The 22,832-nt window shown below is 56.5% G+C and carries 20 protein-coding genes and 1 riboswitch; of the genes, 6 read left to right on the top strand and 14 right to left on the bottom strand.

Features of this window, described 5'->3' with window-relative positions; genetic code table 11:
- Nucleotide 1: 1 nt before the first annotated feature.
- The 10 genes from HZS80_RS00175 to epmB form a co-directional block, all read right to left on the bottom strand.
- A complete protein-coding gene (locus HZS80_RS00175; protein WP_179914784.1) occupies nucleotides 2–1,615 on the bottom strand; it encodes an ABC transporter substrate-binding protein in 1,614 nt (537 codons plus the stop codon).
- 195 nt (nucleotides 1,616–1,810) lie between these two features.
- Entirely contained in the window at nucleotides 1,811–2,488 is a 678-nt protein-coding gene (locus HZS80_RS00180) for a hypothetical protein (RefSeq protein ID WP_179914785.1), read from the bottom strand.
- The gene (locus HZS80_RS00185; RefSeq protein WP_179914786.1) at nucleotides 2,485–3,549 is read right to left on the bottom strand and encodes an isopenicillin N synthase family dioxygenase; all 1,065 of its coding nucleotides are present in this window, start codon (nucleotides 3,547–3,549) and stop codon (nucleotides 2,485–2,487) included. Before HZS80_RS00185 ends, HZS80_RS00180 begins: the two co-directional genes overlap by 4 nt.
- The gene (gene uca / locus HZS80_RS00190) at nucleotides 3,546–7,175 is read right to left on the bottom strand and encodes an urea carboxylase (protein ID WP_179914787.1); all 3,630 of its coding nucleotides are present in this window, start codon (nucleotides 7,173–7,175) and stop codon (nucleotides 3,546–3,548) included. Before uca ends, HZS80_RS00185 begins: the two co-directional genes overlap by 4 nt.
- Before the next feature lie 75 nt (nucleotides 7,176–7,250).
- Nucleotides 7,251–7,889: an urea amidolyase associated protein UAAP2 gene (locus HZS80_RS00195; RefSeq protein WP_179914788.1), complete on the bottom strand. Its 639-nt coding sequence runs from the start codon at nucleotides 7,887–7,889 to the stop codon at nucleotides 7,251–7,253.
- A gap of 12 nt (nucleotides 7,890–7,901) precedes the next feature.
- Nucleotides 7,902–8,624, bottom strand: a complete 723-nt coding sequence (locus HZS80_RS00200) for an urea amidolyase associated protein UAAP1 (protein ID WP_179914789.1) — start codon at nucleotides 8,622–8,624, stop codon at nucleotides 7,902–7,904.
- Nucleotides 8,621–9,415, bottom strand: coding sequence for an ABC transporter ATP-binding protein (locus HZS80_RS00205; protein WP_179914790.1), 795 nt, complete (start codon nucleotides 9,413–9,415; stop codon nucleotides 8,621–8,623). The genes HZS80_RS00200 and HZS80_RS00205 overlap by 4 nt, the downstream gene beginning before the upstream one ends.
- Nucleotides 9,412–10,239: an ABC transporter permease gene (locus HZS80_RS00210; protein ID WP_179914791.1), complete on the bottom strand. Its 828-nt coding sequence runs from the start codon at nucleotides 10,237–10,239 to the stop codon at nucleotides 9,412–9,414. The genes HZS80_RS00205 and HZS80_RS00210 overlap by 4 nt, the downstream gene beginning before the upstream one ends.
- A 75-nt stretch (nucleotides 10,240–10,314) precedes the next feature.
- Complete coding sequence (locus HZS80_RS00215) at nucleotides 10,315–11,406, bottom strand: putative urea ABC transporter substrate-binding protein (RefSeq protein ID WP_179914792.1); 1,092 nt, start codon at nucleotides 11,404–11,406, stop codon at nucleotides 10,315–10,317.
- 57 nt (nucleotides 11,407–11,463) lie between these two features.
- Nucleotides 11,464–11,586, bottom strand: a riboswitch (guanidine-I (ykkC/yxkD leader).
- A gap of 211 nt (nucleotides 11,587–11,797) precedes the next feature.
- Nucleotides 11,798–12,832 (bottom strand): EF-P beta-lysylation protein EpmB, encoded by a 1,035-nt coding sequence (gene epmB, locus HZS80_RS00220; RefSeq protein WP_179914793.1) that lies wholly within the window; start codon nucleotides 12,830–12,832, stop codon nucleotides 11,798–11,800.
- A gap of 150 nt (nucleotides 12,833–12,982) precedes the next feature.
- Between epmB and efp the strand changes: the two genes are divergently transcribed.
- The gene (gene efp, locus HZS80_RS00225; protein ID WP_133730405.1) at nucleotides 12,983–13,549 is read left to right on the top strand and encodes an elongation factor P; all 567 of its coding nucleotides are present in this window, start codon (nucleotides 12,983–12,985) and stop codon (nucleotides 13,547–13,549) included.
- Between the two features lie 87 nt (nucleotides 13,550–13,636).
- Nucleotides 13,637–14,617 (top strand): EF-P lysine aminoacylase EpmA, encoded by a 981-nt coding sequence (gene epmA / locus HZS80_RS00230; protein ID WP_179914794.1) that lies wholly within the window; start codon nucleotides 13,637–13,639, stop codon nucleotides 14,615–14,617.
- Here the strand turns inward: epmA and asd are convergent.
- From asd to rsgA, 3 genes are read right to left on the bottom strand one after another with little or no spacing between them, the layout of a single operon-like run.
- Nucleotides 14,614–15,447: an archaetidylserine decarboxylase gene (gene asd, locus HZS80_RS00235; RefSeq protein ID WP_179914795.1), complete on the bottom strand. Its 834-nt coding sequence runs from the start codon at nucleotides 15,445–15,447 to the stop codon at nucleotides 14,614–14,616. The genes epmA and asd overlap by 4 nt on opposite strands.
- A 10-nt stretch (nucleotides 15,448–15,457) precedes the next feature.
- Nucleotides 15,458–16,300, bottom strand: coding sequence for a sulfurtransferase (locus tag HZS80_RS00240; protein ID WP_179914796.1), 843 nt, complete (start codon nucleotides 16,298–16,300; stop codon nucleotides 15,458–15,460).
- An 18-nt stretch (nucleotides 16,301–16,318) separates the two neighbouring features.
- Nucleotides 16,319–17,338 carry a small ribosomal subunit biogenesis GTPase RsgA gene (gene rsgA / locus HZS80_RS00245; RefSeq protein WP_179914797.1) on the bottom strand — a complete coding sequence of 340 codons (1,020 nt, stop codon included), beginning with the start codon at nucleotides 17,336–17,338 and terminating at the stop codon, nucleotides 16,319–16,321.
- 156 nt (nucleotides 17,339–17,494) lie between these two features.
- Between rsgA and orn the strand changes: the two genes are divergently transcribed.
- On the top strand, nucleotides 17,495–18,100 hold the full coding sequence (gene orn, locus HZS80_RS00250) for an oligoribonuclease (RefSeq protein WP_179914798.1): 606 nt from the start codon (nucleotides 17,495–17,497) through the stop codon (nucleotides 18,098–18,100).
- A gap of 39 nt (nucleotides 18,101–18,139) precedes the next feature.
- Here the strand turns inward: orn and queG are convergent, their stop codons facing one another.
- On the bottom strand, nucleotides 18,140–19,273 hold the full coding sequence (gene queG, locus HZS80_RS00255; RefSeq protein WP_374730586.1) for a tRNA epoxyqueuosine(34) reductase QueG: 1,134 nt from the start codon (nucleotides 19,271–19,273) through the stop codon (nucleotides 18,140–18,142).
- Nucleotides 19,274–19,370: 97 nt separating this feature from the next.
- On the opposite strand from queG, the gene HZS80_RS00260 reads away from it, so the two are divergent.
- Genes HZS80_RS00260 through HZS80_RS00270 form a run of 3 tightly spaced genes read left to right on the top strand, consistent with a single transcriptional unit; the run spans nucleotide 19,371 to nucleotide 22,815 of the window.
- Nucleotides 19,371–20,843, top strand: a complete 1,473-nt coding sequence (locus HZS80_RS00260; RefSeq protein ID WP_035566424.1) for an NAD(P)H-hydrate dehydratase — start codon at nucleotides 19,371–19,373, stop codon at nucleotides 20,841–20,843.
- A gap of 11 nt (nucleotides 20,844–20,854) precedes the next feature.
- Nucleotides 20,855–21,361, top strand: coding sequence for a tRNA (adenosine(37)-N6)-threonylcarbamoyltransferase complex ATPase subunit type 1 TsaE (tsaE, locus tag HZS80_RS00265; protein WP_035566422.1), 507 nt, complete (start codon nucleotides 20,855–20,857; stop codon nucleotides 21,359–21,361).
- Nucleotides 21,352–22,815, top strand: coding sequence for an N-acetylmuramoyl-L-alanine amidase (locus HZS80_RS00270; RefSeq protein WP_035566419.1), 1,464 nt, complete (start codon nucleotides 21,352–21,354; stop codon nucleotides 22,813–22,815). The genes tsaE and HZS80_RS00270 overlap by 10 nt, the downstream gene beginning before the upstream one ends.
- Nucleotides 22,816–22,832: the final 17 nt, after the last annotated feature.

Consider the following 22,832-nt stretch of genomic DNA (forward strand, 5'->3'; position numbering starts at 1 on the left):
CTTAACTGACACGCAGCGGGCGGTTATCGAGCTGGCGGTGATACCAGAACTCATAGCCCGAAATGTTGGGCTGCATCGCCACGTTGAGCGTCGGTTGGTAAAGCGGAATACGCGGCACATCTGCAAAGGCGATCTCGATCATGCGGCGAATTTTGGGCGCGTACTCAGGGTCATCCATAGCCATAAAGAGTGTTTCATCGACGAGTTGGGCGATCTCGTCGTTGTGGTAATTGGACGAGTTAAATAAATTGCCTTCGATATAGGCCCAGAAGAAGTAGTAGCAAGGCGTGTTGAGCCAGCCACCAAAGTTCTCCAAGTGTAAGGGCAACTGCTTATCTACCAGCGCGCGGGTGCGCCAGTTGGCACCGGGTATACGATCCAAGTTGACGGTAATGCCAATTTGGCCCAAGGCCTCTTGAATCAGTAGCGCGGTGGGTTCTGCCCAATCGGCTTGGCCTAAATCAAAGGAGAGAGGGACTTCAAAGCCCTCGGGGTAATCCGATTCCGCCATTAACTCGCGCGCACGTTCAAGATTGTTGCTGTAAGGAAAGGGTTGCGGCCAGGCAATATCAGCAGGCGACTCGCTATTACCTCCCCACATGGGAACGCCGCGACCATAGGCGGCATTTTGCATAATGGCTTCGTAGGGAATTGCCCAAGCAATGGCTTGGCGCACGCGTACATCCTGGAAGGGCTCGAACGTTAAGTTTGGGCAAAGCACATGCAGACAGTTCTCAATCGGCGTGCTGACCACTTTTACGTTGGATTGAGCGTCAAGCTCCATGGCATCACGGGGAGGCACGTCTTGTGACAAATGAGCATCGCCGCGTTCAAGCAATGCACGTCGGGTTGACGTGGAGGGTACTTCTCGCAAAATGACGCGTTCTGCCCCCGGCAGCTCACCGCTGGCCCAGTCCGGGTTGCGGCGATAAACCAACTGCTGGCCAGGCTCCCAGCGCTCGATTTGGAAAGCACCCGAGCCTGCCGGGGTGCGGTGCAGATATTCGGTCGCCCAAGGATCGTCATCAGTAGCGTGCTCTAACGCTAACTCGGAATTAATGACGATGGCGATCGGCGTCGTGAGGTTTGGCAGGGTAAGCTTGGAGGCATGAGGCAAATGAATGCGGAAGGTGCGCTCGTCGACGGCTTCAAATTGATCAGGGCTTGTCATCGAGCCAGCTGCCATCTGTGTGGTCGGAAAGCCGCCCAAGGTGACAGAGCGGTCAAATGACCACTTAACGTCCTGGGCGGTGACGGCACGGCCATCCCAGAAAGTGGCTTCACGCAAATAGAGAGTTATTGTGCGTCCATCTTCAGAGACTTCCCAGCTCTCCGCCAACTCGCCTTTTAGATTGTCGTAGTCATAGCTTAACGATCCATCTTCAAGCGTTTTGGTGCCAAACGTCATCAGGCGGTCATAGCAATTAACCGCGACTTGATAGCTGGGGCGATTGGTTCCGCTGCGGTGGATGTCGAGGCTGTTAATCGTACTGCCCATCACCACCACCAGCGTTTCATTAGCGCTGGCCATGGCGGGAAGTACTTTTAGAAAGGGGAGAGCGGCAGCACCTAGGGTTAAGGCGGAAGTGCTTTTTAGGAAGTCGCGACGGTTCATGGCAGATCCTCACAAGGGCATCGATAGTTGCCAATGTGTATGCACTTTGAGGGCCATGATATTGCAGATATGGGTGTTTATTTTTATAAAACAAATACTTGTTAATTTTAAAAAGATATTCAAAAGCAATTTTTAAACTGCTGATGCGATAAAACAGCGCAAAGTGCATACACTTTGCGCTGTTTTGGATCGCCCCTACCTTCTTACTTGCTGGCCCTTTCGCCAGGGCTGGGTAGATAGCACTACTTGCCAACGGTCTTGGCTGCGCTGTAAGTAGTCAAAGCATAGGCTGGCGCGCCAGCGCAGGGTGTCATCGTTGGCGGTGCTTAGGGTGGAGAATAGATTGGAAACGTTGGCTGCTGGGCGAGGTGTAATCGCTATGGCGTGGTCGCCGATTTGCAGCCAACGCAGTTGGCCTTGCTGATCTGTTTGAATCACTTCTTCAGCGGCATCACTGGAAAGTTGCTGCCAGTGCTCAACGTATTGATCGTGCGGGTGTCTCTCTTCTAAAGTGTTGCCGTCAATCCAGCGTAGTAAACCAACATCTCGTTCCAAACTGGGGCATAGATCCTGATAGCGATGCCAGGTGCATACCCCTAGCTCACTATCGATTTGGGTAATACCTGCAAAAGCAGTGAGCCCCGCCAGCCATTCAAGCTGGCGGCGGTTGCAGTCGTCTAAACCGGTGATGCCTGCAAAGTCAGGCGAGTCTGTAGGCAGGCGCAGGTCGGCATGCCAGTGTTTGCCCTGAATCCAATAAACCTGAGTAGTGGTGTCGGCCTGTTGGTAGGGCTCTTTAGCGGGTTCGGCGTAGAGCGTGCGCTGCCATACGCCGCGAAATGCTTGAGGTGTGGCAGGTAAGTCGACATTCATAAGGGGTTGTCCTTATGTTTGCCGTGCTGGCCCAGGCTACCTACTTCGCGGGCACCTTCGGGTAGCGTAATGTCGCCCTTTGCCAAACGCTCACGCAGATAGCGGAAGGTTTGAATGGTTTGGGCATAAAGATGATCGCCCGCTGTGAGCGGTGCGTAATGGGCTTTACCGTGTCGCTCGACTAATTCGGGCAGCGGCGCGACTTCGGTATGGTAATCGCAGGCGAAAAACAGCGGAAAGGAGTAGCGCTCCTGTTTCACTTTGCGCACCCGGTGGGAGGTCGCTACAAACTCCCCGTTGCTCCAAATTTCCAGCATATCGCCAATATTGACGACTAATGCATCCTCTTGATACGGCACGTCAATCCATTCGCCCGCACCGTTCATGACTTCAAGCCCTGGCGCGGTGGGTAGCAGCAAGGTAAAACACTCATAGTCGGTGTGGGCGCCAATGCCTTGGGCGTCTTCAGCATCAGGATTGTAAGGGTAGTGAATAAGGCGCAGTTGGCTGGGTGGTTTATTGACGTGACGCAGTAGCTGCTGTTCTTCAAGCCCTAAGGCCAATGCAAAGCCCCCCATCAGTGCACGGCCTACTTGATAAGCCGCCTCATAATAAGCGGCGACAGGCTTGCGGAAGCCGTCAAGGTCTGGCCAGGGGTTTGGCCCGAGCAATGGCGTTCCGGCTAACACCTCTGGGTCGCTTTCGGGGAGTTCAAAGGCGAGATCAAACGCCTCTTTCATATCAGGCTTTGCGGGGTCCGGCGACTCTTCTCCGGGCGGTACATAGCCACGGTGATGATGGTAGCGGCCAATATAGCGCTGCATCTTTGTGTCGGACGATTGTGCAAAGAAGCGCTTGGCTTGGCGAATCAACCCTTCGCGTAATGACTGATCAATTCCGTGCCCGACCATTTGAAAAAAGCCCACTTCCCGTGCGGCGCGGCCAAGGGCGTCGGCGACGGTTTGGCGCGCGGCGGTATCGCCATGGAGTAGGTCGTGAATGTCGATGACCGGAATGGCTTGGAAGTCAGCCAAGCGCTGATCGGCAGTATGTTGACTCATGATTCAGCCTCCTCTTCACTGGTGAGCACCACCAGCGGTTGCCCAGGCCCAATAGATGCCCCTTCGCTAATAGGTAGCCGGGCAACACGACCAGCGCTGTGAGCGGCGACCTCTACTTCCATTTTCATGGACTCCACTAGGGCGACTGCCTGACCAGCGCTGACCTGTTCGCCCTCTTTGACCAGCAGTTTCCACAGGCTGCCCGTGACCGGGCTTTCTATGCCGATTTCGTCATCGTCTAAGATTTCGATTTCAGCGCTTTCAGGTGCTTGATCTTCAAAGGTGAATTGGCCGTTGGCGCGCCAAGCGGCCATCTCTGCCTGGAAAGCGGCTTCACGCTTGGTGCGGAAAGCGTCAATGGCGGCGGCGTTCTTATCAATCTCGGCTTGATAGTCCGCCAAGCGAAAGCGAGCGGTTTCGATGGGTAAGTCATATCGACCGTGTGGGAAGTCGCGGCGAATTTGCTCGAGTTCTGCATGGCTGACGTTATGAAAGCGCAGCTGATCAAAAAAGCGCAGCAGCCAGGGGTTTTCAAAGTGCGCAGTGGTGCGGTAGCGGTTCCACATTTGTAGGGTGCGGCCGACAAACTGGTAGCCGCCGGGGCCTTCCATGCCGTAAACACATAGGTAAGCACCGCCAATGCCCACGGAGTTTTCCGCTGTCCAGGTGCGGGCGGGATTGTATTTGGTGGTGACCAAGCGCTGACGCGGGTCCAGCGGGGTGGCAACCGGTGCACCCAGGTAGACATCCCCTAATCCCATGACGAGATAGCGGGCATTGAAAACGATATCCCGCACCTCCTGTTCGCTCTCCAGGGCATTAATGCGGCGGATAAAGTCGAGGTTGCTGGGGCACCAGGGGGCATCGGGGCGCACGCTGCGCTGGTATTTATCAATCGCTTCCTGACAGGCGGGGTCATCCCAGGAGAGCGGTAGATGCACCACCCGCGATTCTACTTCCAGTGATTCCACATCAATCAGCGCCTGCTCGGCTTTTTGCAGATGCGCCAGAAGCACATCGAGACTCAGTTCCAGCGGCTCGTAGTGAATTTGCAGCGAACGAATACCTGGGGTTAGTTCCCGCAGTCCGGGCAGCGAGTGTTGCTGTAACCACAGCATCCAGGCGTGTACCCGAAAGCGCAGCGCGATATCCAGCTCCATGGCGCCAAATTCGATCAGCAGAAAATCGTCCCCGGCGCGGCGGTAAACGGTGCGCTCACCGGCCTGCTCGGCGGGTACATCGCGCAGGATCGGGGTGTCGCGTTCTGGCTGAATAGCTTCAACGGGGTTCGCGGTGAGGGTCTCCAACTGGTCGATCTGACGCGCTTCCAGGGCGCGGGCGGTGGCCAGACTGACCGGGACAAAGCGTAGCTTATCGCCAGCGGCGAGCTGCCCCAGCTTCCAGCGCTCGGCGCGGACCACGGTCGCCGGGCAGACAAAACCACCCAGCGAAGGGCCGTCGGGGCCAAGGATCACAGGCATATCGCCGGTAAAATCGATGGTGCCAAACGCGTAGGCATTGTCGTGGATATTGGAGGGGTGCAGGCCCGCTTCGCCGCCGTCGGCCCTTGCCCACTCGGGGCGGGGGCCAATCAAGCGCACGCCCGTACGGCTGGAGTTGTAGTGGACTTCCCACTCGTGGTCAAAAAAGCGCTGGATATCGTCATCGGTGAAAAAGTCTGGCGCGCCGTGGGGGCCGTAAAGCACGGCCACTTGCCAGGTTTTTCCGCCGTCTTGATGACCAAAGGTAGGTATTAACGCCTCCTCCAACTGTGCCTTGGAGGTGGCGGCAAGCGCGGGTAAATCGAGCATGTCGCCGCTACGCAGCGCACGGCCGCCGTGGCCGCCAAACTGGCCTAGCGTGAAGGTGCTGCGGGAGCCTAAATAGTGCGGGCACTCAATGCCGCCGCGCACTAATAGATAAGCGCGAGCACCCGCAGCGGCCTTGCCCAGGCTAAGGGTAGCGCCCGCAGGAATATCAATGACCTGCCAAAAAGCCACCGCTTCGCCATGCAGCGTTGCTGGGAGCCCGGCACCCGTCAGCACGATCTGGGTGGCGCGGTGAAAACGCAGCGTTGGGCCGGTCAGGGTGATTTCAAGCCCGGCGGCATCGGCGGGGTTATTCAGTAAGCGATTGCCGAGGCGAAACGACCAGTCATCAAAGGGCCCCGAAGGTGGCACGCCCACATCCCAGTGGCCTTGGCGGCCGGGGTAGTCTTGAATCGTTGTCATTGTGCCGGGGGCGACCACCTCAATGGCCGGTGGCGCCCACTCCAGGGTGGTTAGCCAGTGGGTGTCCAGGTCGGCGTCACGAAAACGCTCTGCCCGCAGCGCATGGGCAAGCCAGGTGCGGTTGGTGGTAATGCCGTAAACGCTGGCGTTATCTAGCGTGTCTGCTAGCTGTTCAATAGCTGTGCCACGGCTGTCGGCGTGAACAATCACCTTGGCTAGCATGGGGTCAAACAGCGCCGATATTTCCAGCCCGGCTTCAATGGCATGATCAATGCGCAGGCCATCAGCCTTCGGGAAATCGACTTCTGTCAGCAAGCCTGCGCTGGGGCGAAAGTCGTGGGCGGGGTCTTCGGCATACAGGCGTGCCTGCACGGCGTGGCCAGTGGGCGTAAGTGATTGTGCCAATGTTTCCAGATTGGATAATTCTCCGGCGCCCAGCTTAATCATCCACTCAACAATATCGACCCCATACACCATCTCAGTGACGCCGTGCTCGACCTGGAGGCGGGTATTGACCTCTAAAAAGTAGAACGCTTTTCGCTCGGCATCGTAGATAAACTCGACGGTCCCAGCGCTGCGATAGTTGACTGCTTTGCCCAGTTGAACCGCGGTTTCGTGGAGTGCCTGGCGGACGTGTTCCGGCAGGTTGGGGGCCGGGCACTCTTCGAGCACTTTTTGGTGGCGGCGCTGGGTGGAGCAGTCACGCTCACCGAGCGCCACCACGTTGCCCTGGCCGTCGCCAAATAGCTGGACTTCCAGGTGGCGGGCGCGGGCGATGTAGGCTTCCAGAAACACGCCGCCGTCGCCGAAGTTGCGCTCACCTAAGCCTTTCACCGAGTCAAAGGCGCGCGCCAGCTCGGCGGGGTTTTGGCACACCTGCATACCGATACCGCCACCCCCGGCGGTGGATTTGAGCATTACCGGGTAACCAATCTGCTCGGCGCTGGTGAGGGCTTCATTAACGCTTTCGAGAAGTTTGGAGCCGGGCACCAGTGGGACACCGGCTTGTTCGGCTAGGATGCGAGCCTGATGTTTTAAACCAAACTGTTCAATCTGTTCGGCGGTGGGGCCTAAAAAGGTGAGCCCGGCTGCGTCGCAGGCTTCGATAAAGCGGGTATTCTCTGACAGAAAGCCGTAGCCAGGGTGCACGGCTTGGGCACCGCTTTGCTTACAAATGGCTATCAGCTTGTCGATATTAAGATAGGTAGCGCTGGCCGAGCCTTCGCCCAGGGAAAAGGCTTCATCTGCCTGGTGAACGTAGGGCGCGTCGCGGTCGGCATCGGCGTAGACCACCACGCTGTCGATATTGAGTGCTTTTAGAGTACGTAAAATACGCGCTGCGATGGCACCGCGATTGGCAATTAGAACTTTGCTAAACGTCTTATTGATGGACATGGCACTGCCTGCAAACAAAGGCGGGTCGTCCCGCAGGTTGCTTGGCCTTCTAGGGTCGTCCCTAGGGCGAATCACTTATTCCCAAACCAGCAGCTCAATAGGCGTTGGGTTGTAGCCATTGCAGGGGTTATTGAGCTGAGGGCAGTTGGAGACCAGCACGATCACATCCATCTCAGCGACCATCTCCACGTATTTCCCCGGAGCGGAAATACCGTCCTCAAACGTCAGTCCGCCATCAGCGGTGACCGGAACATTCATAAAAAAGTTGATGTTGTGAGTAATGTCGCGCTTGGTAAGCCCAAACTCGGGGTAGTTGGCGATGGCCTGCATCCAGTTGTCCCGGCAGGAGTGCATATGGCGTTTTTCCAAATCGTAGCGCACGGTGTTGCTCTCGCTGGCGCAGGCGCCGCCCAGGGTGTCGTGGCGGCCGCAGGTGTCAGCGGTAATGGTCAGCATAGTGCGCCCTTCGCTGGAAATCAGCGGGGAGCCTGCAGTAAGGTAAACCCCGCCTTGCTCCCGCACGGTATCCATGGCGCTGTAGCGCTCGCTGGTATCATCGGCGCTAAAAAAAAGCGTGTCGGCGGCCTGGTTACCCTCTAAATCGAGAATGCGCAGGGTTTGACCGTGCTTGACGGTACCAATGTAGTGATCGCCTGCGTTAACCGTGGTGCGGCTCAAGGCATTTTCAGGGCGTAGGGTGCTTTCAATAATCATGCGGCGTCTCCCTTATAAGCCGAGGTGGTAAAGGCGATTGTTAGCAAAGCCACGGGCGTTTTCGGGCCGTGAACGGTAGCAGGGGTCGTCTTCCGTGGGCGGCTCTGTGGTGCCGAGGGCGATGTCGACACCGCGACGGGGGTAGTCGGCGCTGGGGTCGAGGGGGTGGGGGCAAGTGTGAAGCAACACTAGGGTATCCATCTCAAAGCGCAGCGTGACGCTTTGGCCGGGCTGGCAGTGGCCCGAGACATAACTCAGCTTGCCGTAGTCGTCGCTTTCTACCCGGGAAAACAGGTTGAGATTGGCCGCCATATCTCGGCGGCCCATGCCGTATTTGGCAAGCTCCACCAAAAAGGCATCGAAGCCGGTACGGGTCCAGTCGTTATAGGCCTGCTGATAGTTGACCGGCTGCCAGCCTTTTTTGAGCAAGTGGTAGGGCATCAAGTTGCCGCCAACGCTGTCGTGCCAGCCCAGGTCATCATGGGTAATCGAGGCAAAAATACGCCCCATATCCGAATAAAGGCAGTGGCCATGGGTGAGCTTAAAGGTGTGCTGGCACTTCAGGGTGTCAGGTAGATTTAAGCGTTCCAGCAGGTTTTCGGGGTTGTAGCACAAAAGCCCCACGTTGCTGTCGGCCTGCTGGGCGGTCAGGGTGAGCGTGGTGCCCCGGCGCAGGCGCAGCGACCAGTGGTGCCCGCCGGGTAAATGGGTGGTGTAAGCGGGTTCGCTGTTCATAAAAGCGTCTCCTGAGAATGAGTTTTCATGCCGCCCTGGTTGAGCGCCTCTTTTAATTCGGCAGAGGGACGGTCTCTCGAAATAGGTAGGTCATAAGTAATCGTCGCGCCATACGCTTCGGGGGCCTGCGGGTCGTGGCGAGTTTTATCGAAGACCCACAGCCGTGTGCCCAACTCAAAGGCTTCTTTTAAGTCATGGGTGATCATAAAGATCGTCAGTTGCTGCTCTTGCCACAGGCGATTGATCAGCACGTGCATGTCCTGGCGAATGCCTGGGTCTAGCGCGCCGAAAGGCTCATCAAGCAGCAGGATGCGTGGCCGCATCATTAGCGCCTGAGCAATGGCCAGGCGCTGCTGCATGCCGCCGGACAGCTCGTGGGGGTATTTACTAAGTGCGTGATCAAGGCCAACTTCGTCGATGCGAGAGCGGGCTTTTTCCACAGCACGTCGCTTGGCGGCACCGAAGCTCTTAGCCAGCAGTTTGGCGCTGTGTAACTCATCGGCGATCATCACGTTGCCGAGCACGGTTAAGTGGGGGAATACGGAGTACTTCTGGAACACCACGCCGCGATCAGGCCCCGGCTCATTGGGAATGGGCTGATCATCCAGCGTGAGGCTGCCCCGGGAGGTCGCTTCGGTGCCCAGCAGCATTTTAAGGAAGGTAGTTTTACCGCAGCCTGAAGCACCCACCAAGGTGACGAACTCGCCGGGCTCAACGCTGAAATTAAGGTTTTCGAGTACTACATGGTTGCCGTAATGCTTCTCTAATCGTTTGGCGGCCAGCAGGCTCATGACTTATCTCCTTCGCCTGAGTGGTACCAAGGGAATGCCAGCCGCGATACCCAGGCCAACAGTTGATCAAGCAGAAAGGCTAAGAGAGTAATCCAGGCCACATAGGGCAGAATTACGTCCATGGAGAGGTAGCGACGCACCAGAAAAATGCGGTAGCCAAGTCCTTCTTGAGCGGCAATGGCTTCGGCGGCGATCAAAAATAGCCACGCAGTGCCCAGCGCTAAACGGGTGGCATTTAATAGCCGCGGGGTAAGCTGCGGCAGCAGAACTCTTAACAAAACCTGCCATGAGCTGGCACCTAGGGTTTGCGCTTTGATCAACTGTTCGTCGGGCAGTCGCAGGGCGTGGCCTTGTAAGTCACGAATAAGAAAGGGCGTAACGCCAATCACAATCAGCGCAATCTTGGCGGCCTCGCCGGTTCCAAAAGCAATAAACAGAATCGGCAGTATCGCCATCGGCGGTATTAGCGAGGCCACCGTCACCAGGGGGGAAAGCTTGGCGCGGATAATTGGAATGCCACCATTTAAGATACCGACCATCAGGCCGATCAAGGCACTAATACCTACCCCGATCACAATGCGTTCTAGGCTGGCGAAGGTGTCTGTCCACAGCACAACCTCCCCCGTGCGCACGTTCTCGGCGGTGGCCAAGTGGTAAAAGGAGCTTGCCATGGTCGAGGGCGTGGGCAGCAATCGGTCGTTGGGGTTTTCCGCCAGTCTTGTATTGGAGAGGCTCAAATAGAGCATCGCCAGCAGCAAAAAAGGCAGCAAACCCAGCAGCCAGCGGCCGCCTCGAGAGGGTGCTAAGTTAATTAATCGCTTCATGACGAAGTCCACGGAAGATGAGAGCAGAGGGAGTGGCAATAGCCACTCCCGTAGCGCTAAAGTAGGAGCAACTCGTTACTGAGCGTCGAGGTAAGCCTGGGTAAAACTAGGATCGAAGCGCAGCTGTACATTGCCCTCATCGCCAAATACACCGCTGGGGGTTTCGATGCCGACGCCGCCAGCATTGGGTGCCATATCACCCAGAAGCCCGTGCTCAAAGCTGAACTCGGCGACCCGCTCCATTGTTTCGAGCAGCTCGCGGCTTTCCATTAACTCGATTGCTTCCGCTGGGTCGGTATACAGGTAGGTGGCGTCTAACTGATTCTTGTAGCCTTCCAGATCCGTGCCTGCGGCATCGGCCATAATAGTCAGCGCGTTTTCGTCATCTGCTTCAATTAGCCCCATCACCTCGTACCAAGCGCCCACTAAGGCATGACCAAGCTCGGGGTTATCCGCTAGTGTTTGTGTATTAACGACCATCATGTCGAGAATTTCGCCGGGAATTTCCGCTGAGGTATACACCACGTTACTGTCTGGCATATCTGCGATGGCGCTTAGCTGTGGGTTCCATGCGGCGACGGCCTCGGTGGTATCGCTAGAGAAAAGACCCACAATATCCGCATCGGAAGTATTGACCGTTTCAATATCGCGTTCAGTAAGGCCGACGCTTTCGAGGGCGCGTGCCAGAAAGTAGTGGGAGACACTGAACTGAACAAGGTTGACCTCACGGCCTTCAATGTCGGCAAGATCGTCGCTGCCCTTGAGCACAATGCCGTCGTTACCATCAGAGTAGTCGTTGATAATCAGCGCGGTAGAGTCGACGCCACTGGCGGCGGGGATCGTCAGCGCATCCATATTGGTCATGGCGCAGCCGTCAACGTTGCCCGAGGTGAACTGATTGATTGACTCGACGTAGTCGTTCACTTGCACCACATCAATACTGATACCGTACTCGTCGGCCCATTTATCGACCACGCCTTCAACATCAGCATAGGCCCAGGGCATCCAGCCGGCATAAATCGACCAGCAGACGCTAAACTCATCCTGCTCTTGTGCCTGGGCAGGCGCAGCGGCGACAAGGGTCGTTGCCAGCAGAGTGGTAGAGAGCGCGGCTGAAAGTGTAGCGAGGGGGAAGTGCTTTGGGGAAGTATGATTGCAACGGGTCATGGCAGCCTCCAGCGGCTAAGGGAAAACTCGGGGGCATCGGCGCATCACTGCACCTTGTCCTCCCGGGCTTTTGTCCCGCCGTGTAACCTAGCGCCTTGGCGTTAGGTCGATTGCTCTCGGACCAGCCACATCCATCAGGGGTTATGCGTTGATGGTGTCGGAACCCTAGCGATCTATTGGAAGCTAAATTGTCTAGCAGCGTTCGCTGCCGATACCCCGTTTGTAACACTTAGATATGGAGCAAAATCGTGACCGTTTCGAAGTAACTTTTTTTGTTTCAGAGAATTACAGTACATTCGCCTTCAAAGCAGCTGCGACACTAGCTCGCTTCATGCATCTTGATGGTGCGCAAAAGTCGCTATCTGCACTGATTTGTACCGTTTAATAAGCGCTATAGCGGCGTTTTGCTCGCTTTGCCGGGAATTTCACGTACCAGGCGTGGCATTAAGAAACCCGGTAAGTGATCGCGCAGTCTAGCAACAAGCTCGCGGGCTTCACTATCCGGCACATCAAAATGGGCGGCACCCTGCACCGGGTCTAATACATGTAAGTAATAGGGCAGAATGTCTGCTTCAAATAGCCGTTCCGACAGTGTCGCTAAAGTTGCCACGTCATCATTGACGCCGCGCAGCAGCACGCTTTGATTAAGCAGCGTAGCGCTTGTTTGTTTAAGGCGCGCGCAGGCATCTACCATGGCTTGGTCGACTTCATTGGCGTGGTTAATATGCAGCACCACCACTTTTTGCAGGCGTGTGGCGGAGAGCCAACCAAGCAGGGCGTCATCGACCCGGTCGGGAATTACCACCGGTAGGCGGGTATGAATCCGCAGCCTTTTAAGATGCGGGATGCTTTCTAGCTGTTCTACCAGCCATGCCAGCTGGCGATCGCTGGCAGCCAGCGGGTCACCGCCGGAGAGAATCGCCTCGTGAATAGTGGTGTCGCTTCGTAAGTAGTCGAGTGCTTCCTGCCACTGTGCTCTGGAGGGGGAGTTGTCGCTATAGGGAAAATGGCGGCGAAAGCAGTAGCGGCAGTTGATGGCACAGTTAGGGCTGGCGATAAGCAGCACCCGGCCAGCATACTTATGAATCAGTCCTTTAGCGGGCCGGTGGTCGGCTTCTGCGAGCGGATCGACGACGTATCCATGCGGCGTGAACGCTTCTTCGCCCAGCGGCAGCACCTGGCGCAGCAGTGGGTCGTCTATGTCAGCATAGGCTATTCTGTTGAGATAAGCCTCAGGCACACATACGTCAAACAGGTCGTGACCTGCTTGGGCGCCCGCCAACCAGTCGTGGCTTAGGCCCAGCCGGTCACAAAGTGTTTGCGGATCGCGAATGGCATGAGAAAGCTGCTGCTGCCAAGTAGGTTGCACCAGGGAGTCGCGATGGCTTTGCGTTTCAGACGCGGCGATAATGATGTTCTCCTGCAAAAAAGCCCTCCTTCGGGTTATCATGCGCACACTTATTTAACGACGCCATTTGCAACGCTGCTGGTATATAAACCTGCTGACGGCGGCAAAGTATGGTTTCGCGCACCACCTGTTGAAACAAATAACTGAAATGGATGATTGAGAGACATTATGGCGAACTATTCTACCAACGAATTCAAGGCCGGTCTGAAAGTAATGCTCGACGGCGATCCTTGTTCGATCGTTGAGAACGAGCTGGTCAAGCCCGGTAAAGGGCAGGCGTTTAACCGCGTTAAGCTGCGGAATCTGATGACTGGCCGCGTAGGTGAGAAGACTTTCAAATCCGGTGACTCGCTGGAAGGTGCCGATGTCATGGATTTAGAGATGGAATATCTCTATACCGACGGTGACATGTGGCACTTTATGAAGACCGATGGCTCGTTTGAGCAGTATGCGGTAGAGAAAAAAGCGCTAGGCGATACCGTTAAGTGGCTGAAAGAGCAGGTGCCTTATATCATTACGCTTTGGGATGATAAGGCCATTTCCGTGACGCCACCTAACTTTATCGAGTTGGAAGTCGTGGAAACGGATCCCGGTTTGAAAGGCGATACCGCCCAGGGTGGTTCTAAGCCTGCGACCTTGTCTTCTGGTGCTGTGGTGCGTGTACCGCTGTTTATCAACCAGGGTGAAGTGCTGAAAATTGATACGCGCAGTGGGGATTACGTTTCCCGCGCTTGATCGCTTTTTAGGGCGCTTGCATGTCTTAATGGCTACGCTATGTGCGTGGCCATTATTGTTTAAGGTGGTTTTTTTCAAGGAGTCGTTATGGCCATTGATTGGCAACCCTCAGCGTCTATTGAGACGCTCCGTGAGCGAGCGCGGTTAATGGCCAAAGTGCGCGCTTTTTTTGCCCAGCGTGACGTGCTAGAAGTGGAAACACCAGTGCTGGGGCAGGGGGGCAGCACGGATGTGCACTTGGTCTCGCTACACACCTTGGCGCGCACGGACAAGGGGCAGCGCCGTCTATGGCTGCAAACCTCCCCTGAATTCCATATGAAACGCTTGCTCTCAGCGGGCTGTGGGCCGATCTTTCAGCTTGCGCGCAGTTTTCGCGATGGTGAGATCGGCGCCCGGCATAATATCGAGTTCACTATGCTGGAGTGGTATCGGCCACAGTTTACGCTGGATCAACTGATTGATGAGACCGCGACGCTCATTATGTCACTGCTGCCCAGTTTTCCCGGCCCGCTTGTGCATTACCGCTACCGGGAGCTGTTTCATACTTACGTAGAGGTTGATCCGTTCACCACCTCGCTGGATAGACTGCGGGCGATAGCTGCCGAGCGTGCGCAAATGCCTATCCAATCCTTAGCCGATGAAAGCCGCGAGACGTGCCTTGACCTGTTAATGAGCGTTGTAATCGAGCCACAGTTAGGCCAGCAAGAGCTAAGTGTGGTGATTGATTATCCTGCTAGCCAAGCAGCTCTGGCGCGACGCCATCAAGACGTAGACGGTGAGTGGGTGGCTTCCCGCTTTGAGATCTATCTGAACGGTATTGAGTTGGCTAACGGCTACGATGAGCTGACCGATGCAGAGGAACAGCGCACACGCTTTGCTGAAGACAACGTTGAACGCCGCCGCTTAGGCTTGCCTGAGGTAGACGTTGATGAGTACCTGTTGGCCGCACTTGAGCATGGGATGCCTGAAGGTGCTGGTGTCGCCCTGGGGGTTGATCGTCTTATTCAACTGGCACTGGGTAAAGCACGCCTGGAAGACGTGCTTACATTCTCAACGCCTAATTGCTAGTGATTACCTAACGACTCTCCCATGCTGACCATTGTCGCCAGAGGACGCTCTTCAAAGTTGACGGGGTTAGCAAAGCACATCACGACCGTGGAGCCAAGCTTGAAACGGCCCATCTCAGCGCCTTTTTCCAGCACTATGGGCTGCCCAAACTGCATGCGCTGTGGGTAACCAGAAAGCGGCGTCACCTGCCCTGACCAGACGGTTTCGATAGCGGCGACGATCATCGCACCAACCAGTACCATCGCCATAGGGCCGTGCTCGGTATCAAAGATACATACTAAGCGCTCGTTGCGGGCGAAGAGGCCGGGCACGTAGTTGGCGGTGGCTTGGTTGACCGAGAAGAGCCGCCCCGGCACGTAGATCATTTCCCTAAGCGTCCCCGTCACCGGCATGTGCACCCGGTGGTAATCCCTTGGCGAGAGATAAACGGTGGCAAAGCTGCCGCCTAAGAACTCTTCTGCCAGTGCCGTATCGCCGCCGAGCAGGGTTTGCGCGGAGTAGGTGTGGCCTTTGGCCTGCACCAGTTGTCCGGCCTGTAGGCGTCCGTATTGGGAAAGCGTGCCATCGGCGGGGCTGAGGATGCCTTCTCCCACGGGCCGCGCATCGGCTTTAAGTGCACGGGTGAAAAAGTCGTTAAATGTGGCGTAAGCAGTGGGGTCTGGTTCCAGCGCCTGGCTCATATCAACGTTAAAGCGTTTTATAAACGCTTTAATCAAGGTGTTTTTTACCCAGGGATTATCACACTGGGCAAACTTGCCGGTCAGGCGCGATAGCGCGTGCTGGGGCAGCGGATACTGGAGTAGCGAAAAGGCTTTTTGGGAAAGAGTCACAGTAATATTTTCACTTCTCAACCGGTGTGTCGTCGCGGTTGCCCCATTCACCCCAGGAGCCCGCATAGCCGCGCATATTAAAGCCTAGCGCCTTGCCCACCAGCCAGGTAAAGCTGCTGCGGTGATGGCTTTGGCAGTGGGTAGCAATTTCCATGTCGGGCGTGAGGCCCAAGGCGCCTAGCTCGGTGATGAGCTCGGCGTAATCGCGTATACGTAGCGCACGGGTGCGGTCCATGGCGAGGAGCCAATCCATATTGACCGCTCCTGGGATATGGCCCAGGTGCTTGTTGTTGCCACGTACGCCATCGTACTCCTCTTTGGAGCGCGCATCCCATACCGCAAACTGCTTATCGTCGAGCTTCTGTTTGATTTCGTCGCAGGTAATCAGGGCTTGGGGGTTGAGAAACTCAGCGTGGTATTCACTGGGAGTTGGGGCAGTTGGTTGTGTGCTCTCTTCCAGGCCCGCATCACGCCAGGCGTGAATGCCGCCGTTGAGATAGGAGTAGCGAGTGTGGCCGATAAGATCTAGCGTCCACAGTAAGCGTGCCGCCCAGCCGCCGCCTTCGTCGTCGTACGCGACCACGTGAGTATCGCGGGTCAAGCCCAGGGCACTAAACAGCCGCGATAGCGCCTCTACGCTGGGAACGTCGCTGGGTACCGGCCCTTCACCGCGCATCAAGTAGCGAAAATCGAGGAAGATCGCCCCAGGCACATGGCCCTGGCGATAGTTGTCGCCATTAACCGGTACATCGATAATCAGCAGCTGTGGGTCATCCAAATGTTCCTGCAGCTGTTCGGGTTCAACGATTAGCGGCAGCAGGTTGGATTCCGACGATTGGCTTTCGGTGCTCATGAGTAACTCCTTTAAATCCTAGCTATCCAAGCTATCAAGTATGCGCCGGTAGCTGGTAAAGCGTGCTGGATGAATCTTGCCTGCCTCGACCGCTGCGAGTAAAGCGCAGCCTGGCTCATTACGGTGGCGGCAGTCGCGAAAGCGGCAATGACCAATATAGTCGTGAAACTCGATAAAACCGTCGGTAACTTCCTGCTCGTTGAGGTGTACTAGGCCAAACTCGCGAATACCCGGTGAGTCGATGAGATCGCCGTCGGCCACTTCAGCGCGACTCATGGTATAGAGGCGTGCCGTGGTGGTGGTGTGAGTGCCTTTGCGGGAGTCTTCCGAGAGTGCACCAATGCGCAGGGTTTCATCGGGTAGTAGCAGGTCGATTAGCGATGACTTGCCCACGCCGCTCTGACCGACAAACACCGAGGTGCGCCCTTCAAGCTGGCTGCGCAGATCATCCAGACCGGTTTCGGTAGCGGTGGTGGTGCGCACGACGGGGTAGCCCAAATCGCGATAGCGCTCTAACAATTTGCCTAACTCGCCGCCATCTTCTGGCAGTAGATCGGTTTTGTTGAGCACCAGCACTGGCGCTATACCGGTCGCTTCGGCGGCAACCAAATAGCGGTCAATAAGATTGGCATGAGGCGCGGGTTCGACCGCAAATACGATCAATAGCTGGTCAATATTGGCGGCCACCGGTTTGAGCAGGCCGCGAGCGTCGGGGCGCTTTAGCACGCTGTCGCGCTCTTCCCGGGCCACCACCACGCCGGAGCCTTCCTGGCCTGCACGCCATATCACTCTGTCGCCGGTAACGAGACCGTCCAAGTTGGCGCGTAAGTGACAGCGCACAGGTTCATTATCGCTATTGCGCACCTCTAGTGTGCGTCCAAAGTGAGCAACGACCCGACCCGGCTGTTCGGCACCGTATTCGCCGGCGGCAAGTTTTTCAGCGTCTTGCACGTCGCGCTTTTCAGCGCGCTGGGCACGTTCCGCCTGGACTTTATCGACTCGCCACTGCTGCTGACGACTTAATTTTCGTTTGCTCATGTCTACCCGATGCTAGGTACAATAGGCTCCATTGTACCTAGCAAAGGTGTCATTGTATTTATCTAGTCGCCAAGTAGGCCTGTCTAGCTGCTTGACGGGCCAATTTAAGGCACACTTGCGCGATGTTATACGCATTTAGGCAAAGGAATAATGGTAATGAGCAACGCAACGACGGCTGCAACGGAAGGAAAAACGACGCCACGGGATGATCTGCTGGTGTGGATTGATCTCGAGATGACCGGTCTCGACCCAAATAAAGAGCGGATTATTGAAGTAGCCACACTCATTACGGATGCGGATTTGAATGTGGTGGCGGAAGGGCCAATCATTGCGGTGAAGCAGCCAGACAGCCTGCTGGCGCAAATGGATGAGTGGAACCAGAAAACCCACGGCGAATCAGGCTTAGTCGCACGGGTAAAAGCCAGCCAGGTGGAAACCGCTGAAGCTGAGCAGCAAACCCTGGCATTTCTGCAGCAGTACGCGGTGGCGGGATCGTCGCCCATGTGCGGTAACAGCATCCATCAGGATCGCCGTTTTCTGGAGCGTGAGATGCCTGCGCTGCTCAATTTTTTCCACTACCGCAATCTCGATGTGTCTACCATAAAAGAGGTGGCCAAACGCTGGAACCCCGGCGCGTTGGCGGGCTTTAGTAAGCAGAATGTGCACTTGGCCATGGACGATATTAAAGAGTCGATTGCTGAGCTAGCCCACTACCGCAGTACGTTTTTGCGCGTTGAGCAGAGCAGTGACGAAGAAGAGTAGTTAAAAAGAGTCGTTAAGAAGGGTAGTTAAAAAGCGTCGTTAAGAAGCGCAGGTATCGGTAGCAATGCGCTCACCGCGCTTCCTGCGTTGCTCCTCAAGCGCCCAGGCAACATGTTCACGGACAAGAGGGCTTGGGTAAGCGCGGCGTGACCATAATGCGGCTTCTACGGCCTCACTCCAGGGTGCGTTGCCCAGGCCAATGGCTATATTGCGTAGCCAGCGCTGGTAGCCAATGCGCCTAATGGGGCTGCCAGCGGTTTTATCTAGAAACTCCGCTTCGCCCCAGCCAAACAGGCTAATAAGCGATGCGCGGTCTAGGTCATGGCGCGGCGCAAAGTCATCTTCCTGGGTGATATGGGTAAAGCGGGTGAAAGGGCAGACCAGTTGGCAGTCATCGCAGCCGTAAATACGGTTGCCCATGGCGCGGCGATACTCGACCGGAATCGCGCCGTGTAGTTCGATGGTGAGATACGAAATGCACTTGCGGGAGTCGACCACTTTATCGTCAACGATGGCGCCGGTAGGGCAGGCGGTGCGGCAAGCGCTGCAGCTACCGCAGTGTTCGTGCTCAAACGGTGCGTCAATGGGGAGCGGCAGGTCGGTATACAGTTCGCCCAGAAAGAACAGCGAGCCCGCTTTAGGGTTGAGCAGCATGGCGTTTTTGCCAAACCAGCCGAGCCCCGCTTTTTGGGCCAGGGCGCGCTCCATGACTGGCGCTGAGTCAACAAAAGCGCGGTAACCAAAGTCACCGACTTCTTGCTCAATTTTTTTTGCTAGTAGGGCTAACCGTTTGCGGATTAGCTTGTGATAATCACGCCCCAAGGCGTAGCGCGATACATAGGCGCGGCTGGGCTGACCGAGCACCTTGGTGCTCTCCACTTCGGCGGGGAGATAATCCATGCGTACGCTGATAATGCGTTGAGTGCCGGGTTCGAGTTCCGCAGGGCGAGTGCGCTTAGTGCCATGCTTGGCCATAAAGCCCATTTCGCCGTGGTAGTCCTTTTCTAGCCACGCCTCGAGATGGGCTTCATGAGCCGACAGCTCAGTATCGGTGATGCCCACCTGCTGAAAGCCCAGCTCTCGCCCCCAGGTTTTAATCAGGTCGGCAAGGCGAGCAAGTTTCTGGTCAGTCATTGCACCATCAGAACGTGCAAAGGCAGTGGAATTCGACATAGTCAATCAACAGCAAGGCATTAAGCGCGCTATGCTAACGCATTGGCAGCCATCAAAACATGTGAAAGGAGCGATCGTGACGGTCCCGAGTACTTCCATGCTACGCCCTCTATATAAATCCGCCCAGGTGCGGGAACTGGATCGTCGCACCATTGCCGGCGGCATTGATGGTTTTGCGCTAATGCAGCGCGCTGCTTCAAGTGCCTGGCACAGTTTCCGCTCCCGCTGGCCACAAGTGCGCAGTTTAACCGTGATGTGTGGGAGTGGTAATAACGGTGGCGATGGTCACGTGCTGGCAGCGCTGGCCATGCAGTCCGGCCTTAAGGTGCAGCGAATTACGCTGAAGCCCCTAGTCGAGCTAAGCGGTGATGCGGCCCGTGCAGCAGAATTGGCAACATCTGCGGGGGTGGGCTGCGAAGAGTGGCACGCTGGCATTGAGCTCACCGGCGAAGTGATTGTCGATGCGCTGTTGGGGACCGGTTTGACCGGTGAGGTAGAGGGACGCTTCAAGCGTGCTATCGAAATGATCAATGCCGCGCATCGGCCGGTACTGGCGATTGATACTCCCTCAGGATTAGTCGCAGACACCGGTGCTGTATTGGGTATTGCTGTTAAAGCCGCCTGCACGGTGACTTTTATTGGCGATAAGGTGGGGTTGCATACAGGGGAGGCGCCAGCCTATACCGGCGAGATCGATTTTCGCCCCTTGGGCGTCAAAGCCCAGCCCTATTTCGACATTCCCCCCACGGCTTGGCGTCTGGATGATTCGCTACTGGCCGATGCCTTTGCGCCACGCCTGCGCACTAACCACAAAGGTGATATGGGGCACGTACTGGTGATGGGCGGCGCACCCGGTTTCGGTGGCGCTGCGCTGCTGGCCTGCCAGGCCGCCGCGCGCTTGGGGGCAGGGAAAGTAAGCTTGGCGACGGCCCCAGAGCATATCACTGCGAGTTTGGTGCGTTGCCCGGAAGTGATGGCCCATGGCGTACGCGGTGGCGCCGAGGCCGCAGAGCTGCCTAATAACGCTGACGTTGTAGTAGTGGGGCCCGGGCTGGGTCAGGCTGCCTGGGGGCAGGCGGTGCTTCAGAGTGCGCTTCAGTCAGATGCGCCACTGGTGGTGGACGCTGATGGGCTTAACCTGTTGGCGCGTCAATGGCCGGATGTTCGCCGCGATAACTGGATATTGACCCCGCACCCTGGTGAAGCCGCACGACTGTTGGGCTGTGAGGTGGCCGATATTCAGGCAGATCGACCTGCCGCTGCCCAGGCACTGCAACGCGCCCGGGGTGGCGTGGTAATCCTAAAAGGCGCGGGCAGTTTAATCGCTGGCCCCAGTGGCTTGGTCGTGTGCCCTTACGGCAACCCGGGCATGGCCAGCGGCGGGATGGGCGATGTGCTTAGCGGCATGCTGGGAGCGCTGGTTGCGCAGCGCGGTGAGGTGGAGTTTAGCGCCTGGCTAGCCACGATGGTGCACGCGTTAGCGGCTGATCGAGCGGCAAAGCAAGAAGGTGAGCGTGGCCTGCTGGCCAGCGATCTGGCATCCTATGCGCGAAAATTGATTAATCCGTGAAGGCAGCCCACATGCAGGTGCAATTAGACAACGAAGAAGCCCAGGTCGCCTTTGGCGAAGCACTCGGGCAGGTGTTGCAAGGACGCGGGCTGGTGTATCTGGAAGGTGAGCTGGGAGCCGGTAAAACGACGCTAACCCGCGGTATCCTGCGTGCTTATGGCCATCGAGGGACGGTTAAAAGCCCCACTTACACGCTGGTCGAGCCTTACGAGCTGGGTGCCCAACGGGTTTATCATCTAGATTTGTACCGCTTGTCAGATCCAGAAGAGCTTGAGTTTATCGGTGGTCGAGACATGCTGGCCGACGATGCGCTTAGTATTGTTGAGTGGCCCAGCCGAGGGGAAGGGTGGCTGCCAGCTCCTGATATCGCGCTGGTGCTTGAAGTGGCCGCTCAAGGGCGCTTAGCCTCATTAACAGCGAGCAGTGATCGGGGCAGGCGTATGCTGGCATTATTGGAAAGTAAAGTAGGCAAGGTAAGTTCCGACCATTTGGGCAACGGTGTGATTCAATGGAAATAAAGGGCATAGCGGCACGTGTATCTTGTTTGTTAGCCGCCAGTTTTTTTGCCCTGGCGGCGGTTAATGTTCAAGCGTCCAGCGTGGAAAGTATGCGTCTTTGGGCGGCGCCGGATCATGCCCGGCTGGTATTTGATCTGTCCTCTGCCACGAATGCCAACGTGTTTTCACTAGAGAACCCTGCGCGGTTGGTGATTGATTTAGATGATACTCAAATGGACACCGATCCCAGTACGCTGCCTTTGCATGACAGTGCGATTACCTCGGTGCGTACTGGCACGCGAGAAAGCGGCGGCCTTCGGGTAGTGCTTGAGCTCAATCGAGAAATTGAGCCGCGTCACTTTACCCTGACACCTAACGACCAGTACGGCCACCGGCTGGTCGTTGATCTTGAGTATCCCGGTGAGAGCGCCGTCGAGAACCCGATCGATCCTATCGAGGCGATGATTCGAGATCAGGAAACTCAGGCCCAGCGAGCATCTGCTCAAAGCCAACTACCCAGCAGCGCAGCGTCGCCTAGTGACCCAGCCCCGGCAGAGGTCCAGGAAGCCAAACCGCATCCAAGGCGCGATATTATTATTGCCGTGGATGCCGGTCATGGTGGCGAAGACCCTGGGGCAATTGGCCCATCAGGTACCCGCGAAAAGGACGTAGTGCTGGAAATTGCCCGGCGCTTAGCCGCGCAAGTCAACGGCACCGAAGGCTTTAAGGCCGTGCTGGTGCGGGATGGAGACTACTATCTAGGACTTCGTCAGCGCACCACGTTGGCCCGTGAGCAGAAGGCTGACTTCTTTGTCTCCATACACGCCGACGCCTTTACCAGTCCAAGGCCACAAGGTAGTTCGGTCTATGCGCTCTCCCAGCGTGGTGCCACCTCGGAAACCGCTCAATGGCTGGCCGATAGCGAGAACCGTTCCGATCTGATCGGCGGTGTCGATGGCAACCTCTCTTTGCGCGATAAAGACCAGGTGCTGCGCGGCGTGCTCCTGGATTTGACCATGACCGCCACCTTAAACGATTCGCTGTCTATCGGCGGGCAGGTGTTAGAGCAACTAGGACGGATTAATCGGCTGCATAAGTCTCGCGTTGAACAGGCTGGGTTTATGGTACTGAAATCTCCGGATATACCCTCGCTGCTCATTGAGGTTGGCTTTATTTCCAACCCGGATGAAGAGCGTCGTCTGCGCGACCCAGTCCATCAATCGGGGCTTTCGCAGGCTATTTTCAGCGGCTTGCGTGAGCATTTTGAACGCTACCCGCCACCGGCCAGCCTGCTTGCTTGGCAGCGTGATAATCAGCGTCGCCCTGCGGGTAACGAATACCGTATTCAGTCGGGGGATACCCTCTCTGCGATTGCCGTACGTCACGGCGTGCCGGTTAATCAATTGAGGCAGGCCAATGAATTGAACGGTGACGTGATTCGCGTTGGCCAAGTGTTACAGATTCCCCGTTCATGACTAATCGTTCATGAGGT

Source organism: Vreelandella glaciei, from assembly GCF_013415125.1.
Taxonomy (GTDB): Bacteria; Pseudomonadota; Gammaproteobacteria; order Pseudomonadales; family Halomonadaceae; genus Vreelandella; species Vreelandella glaciei.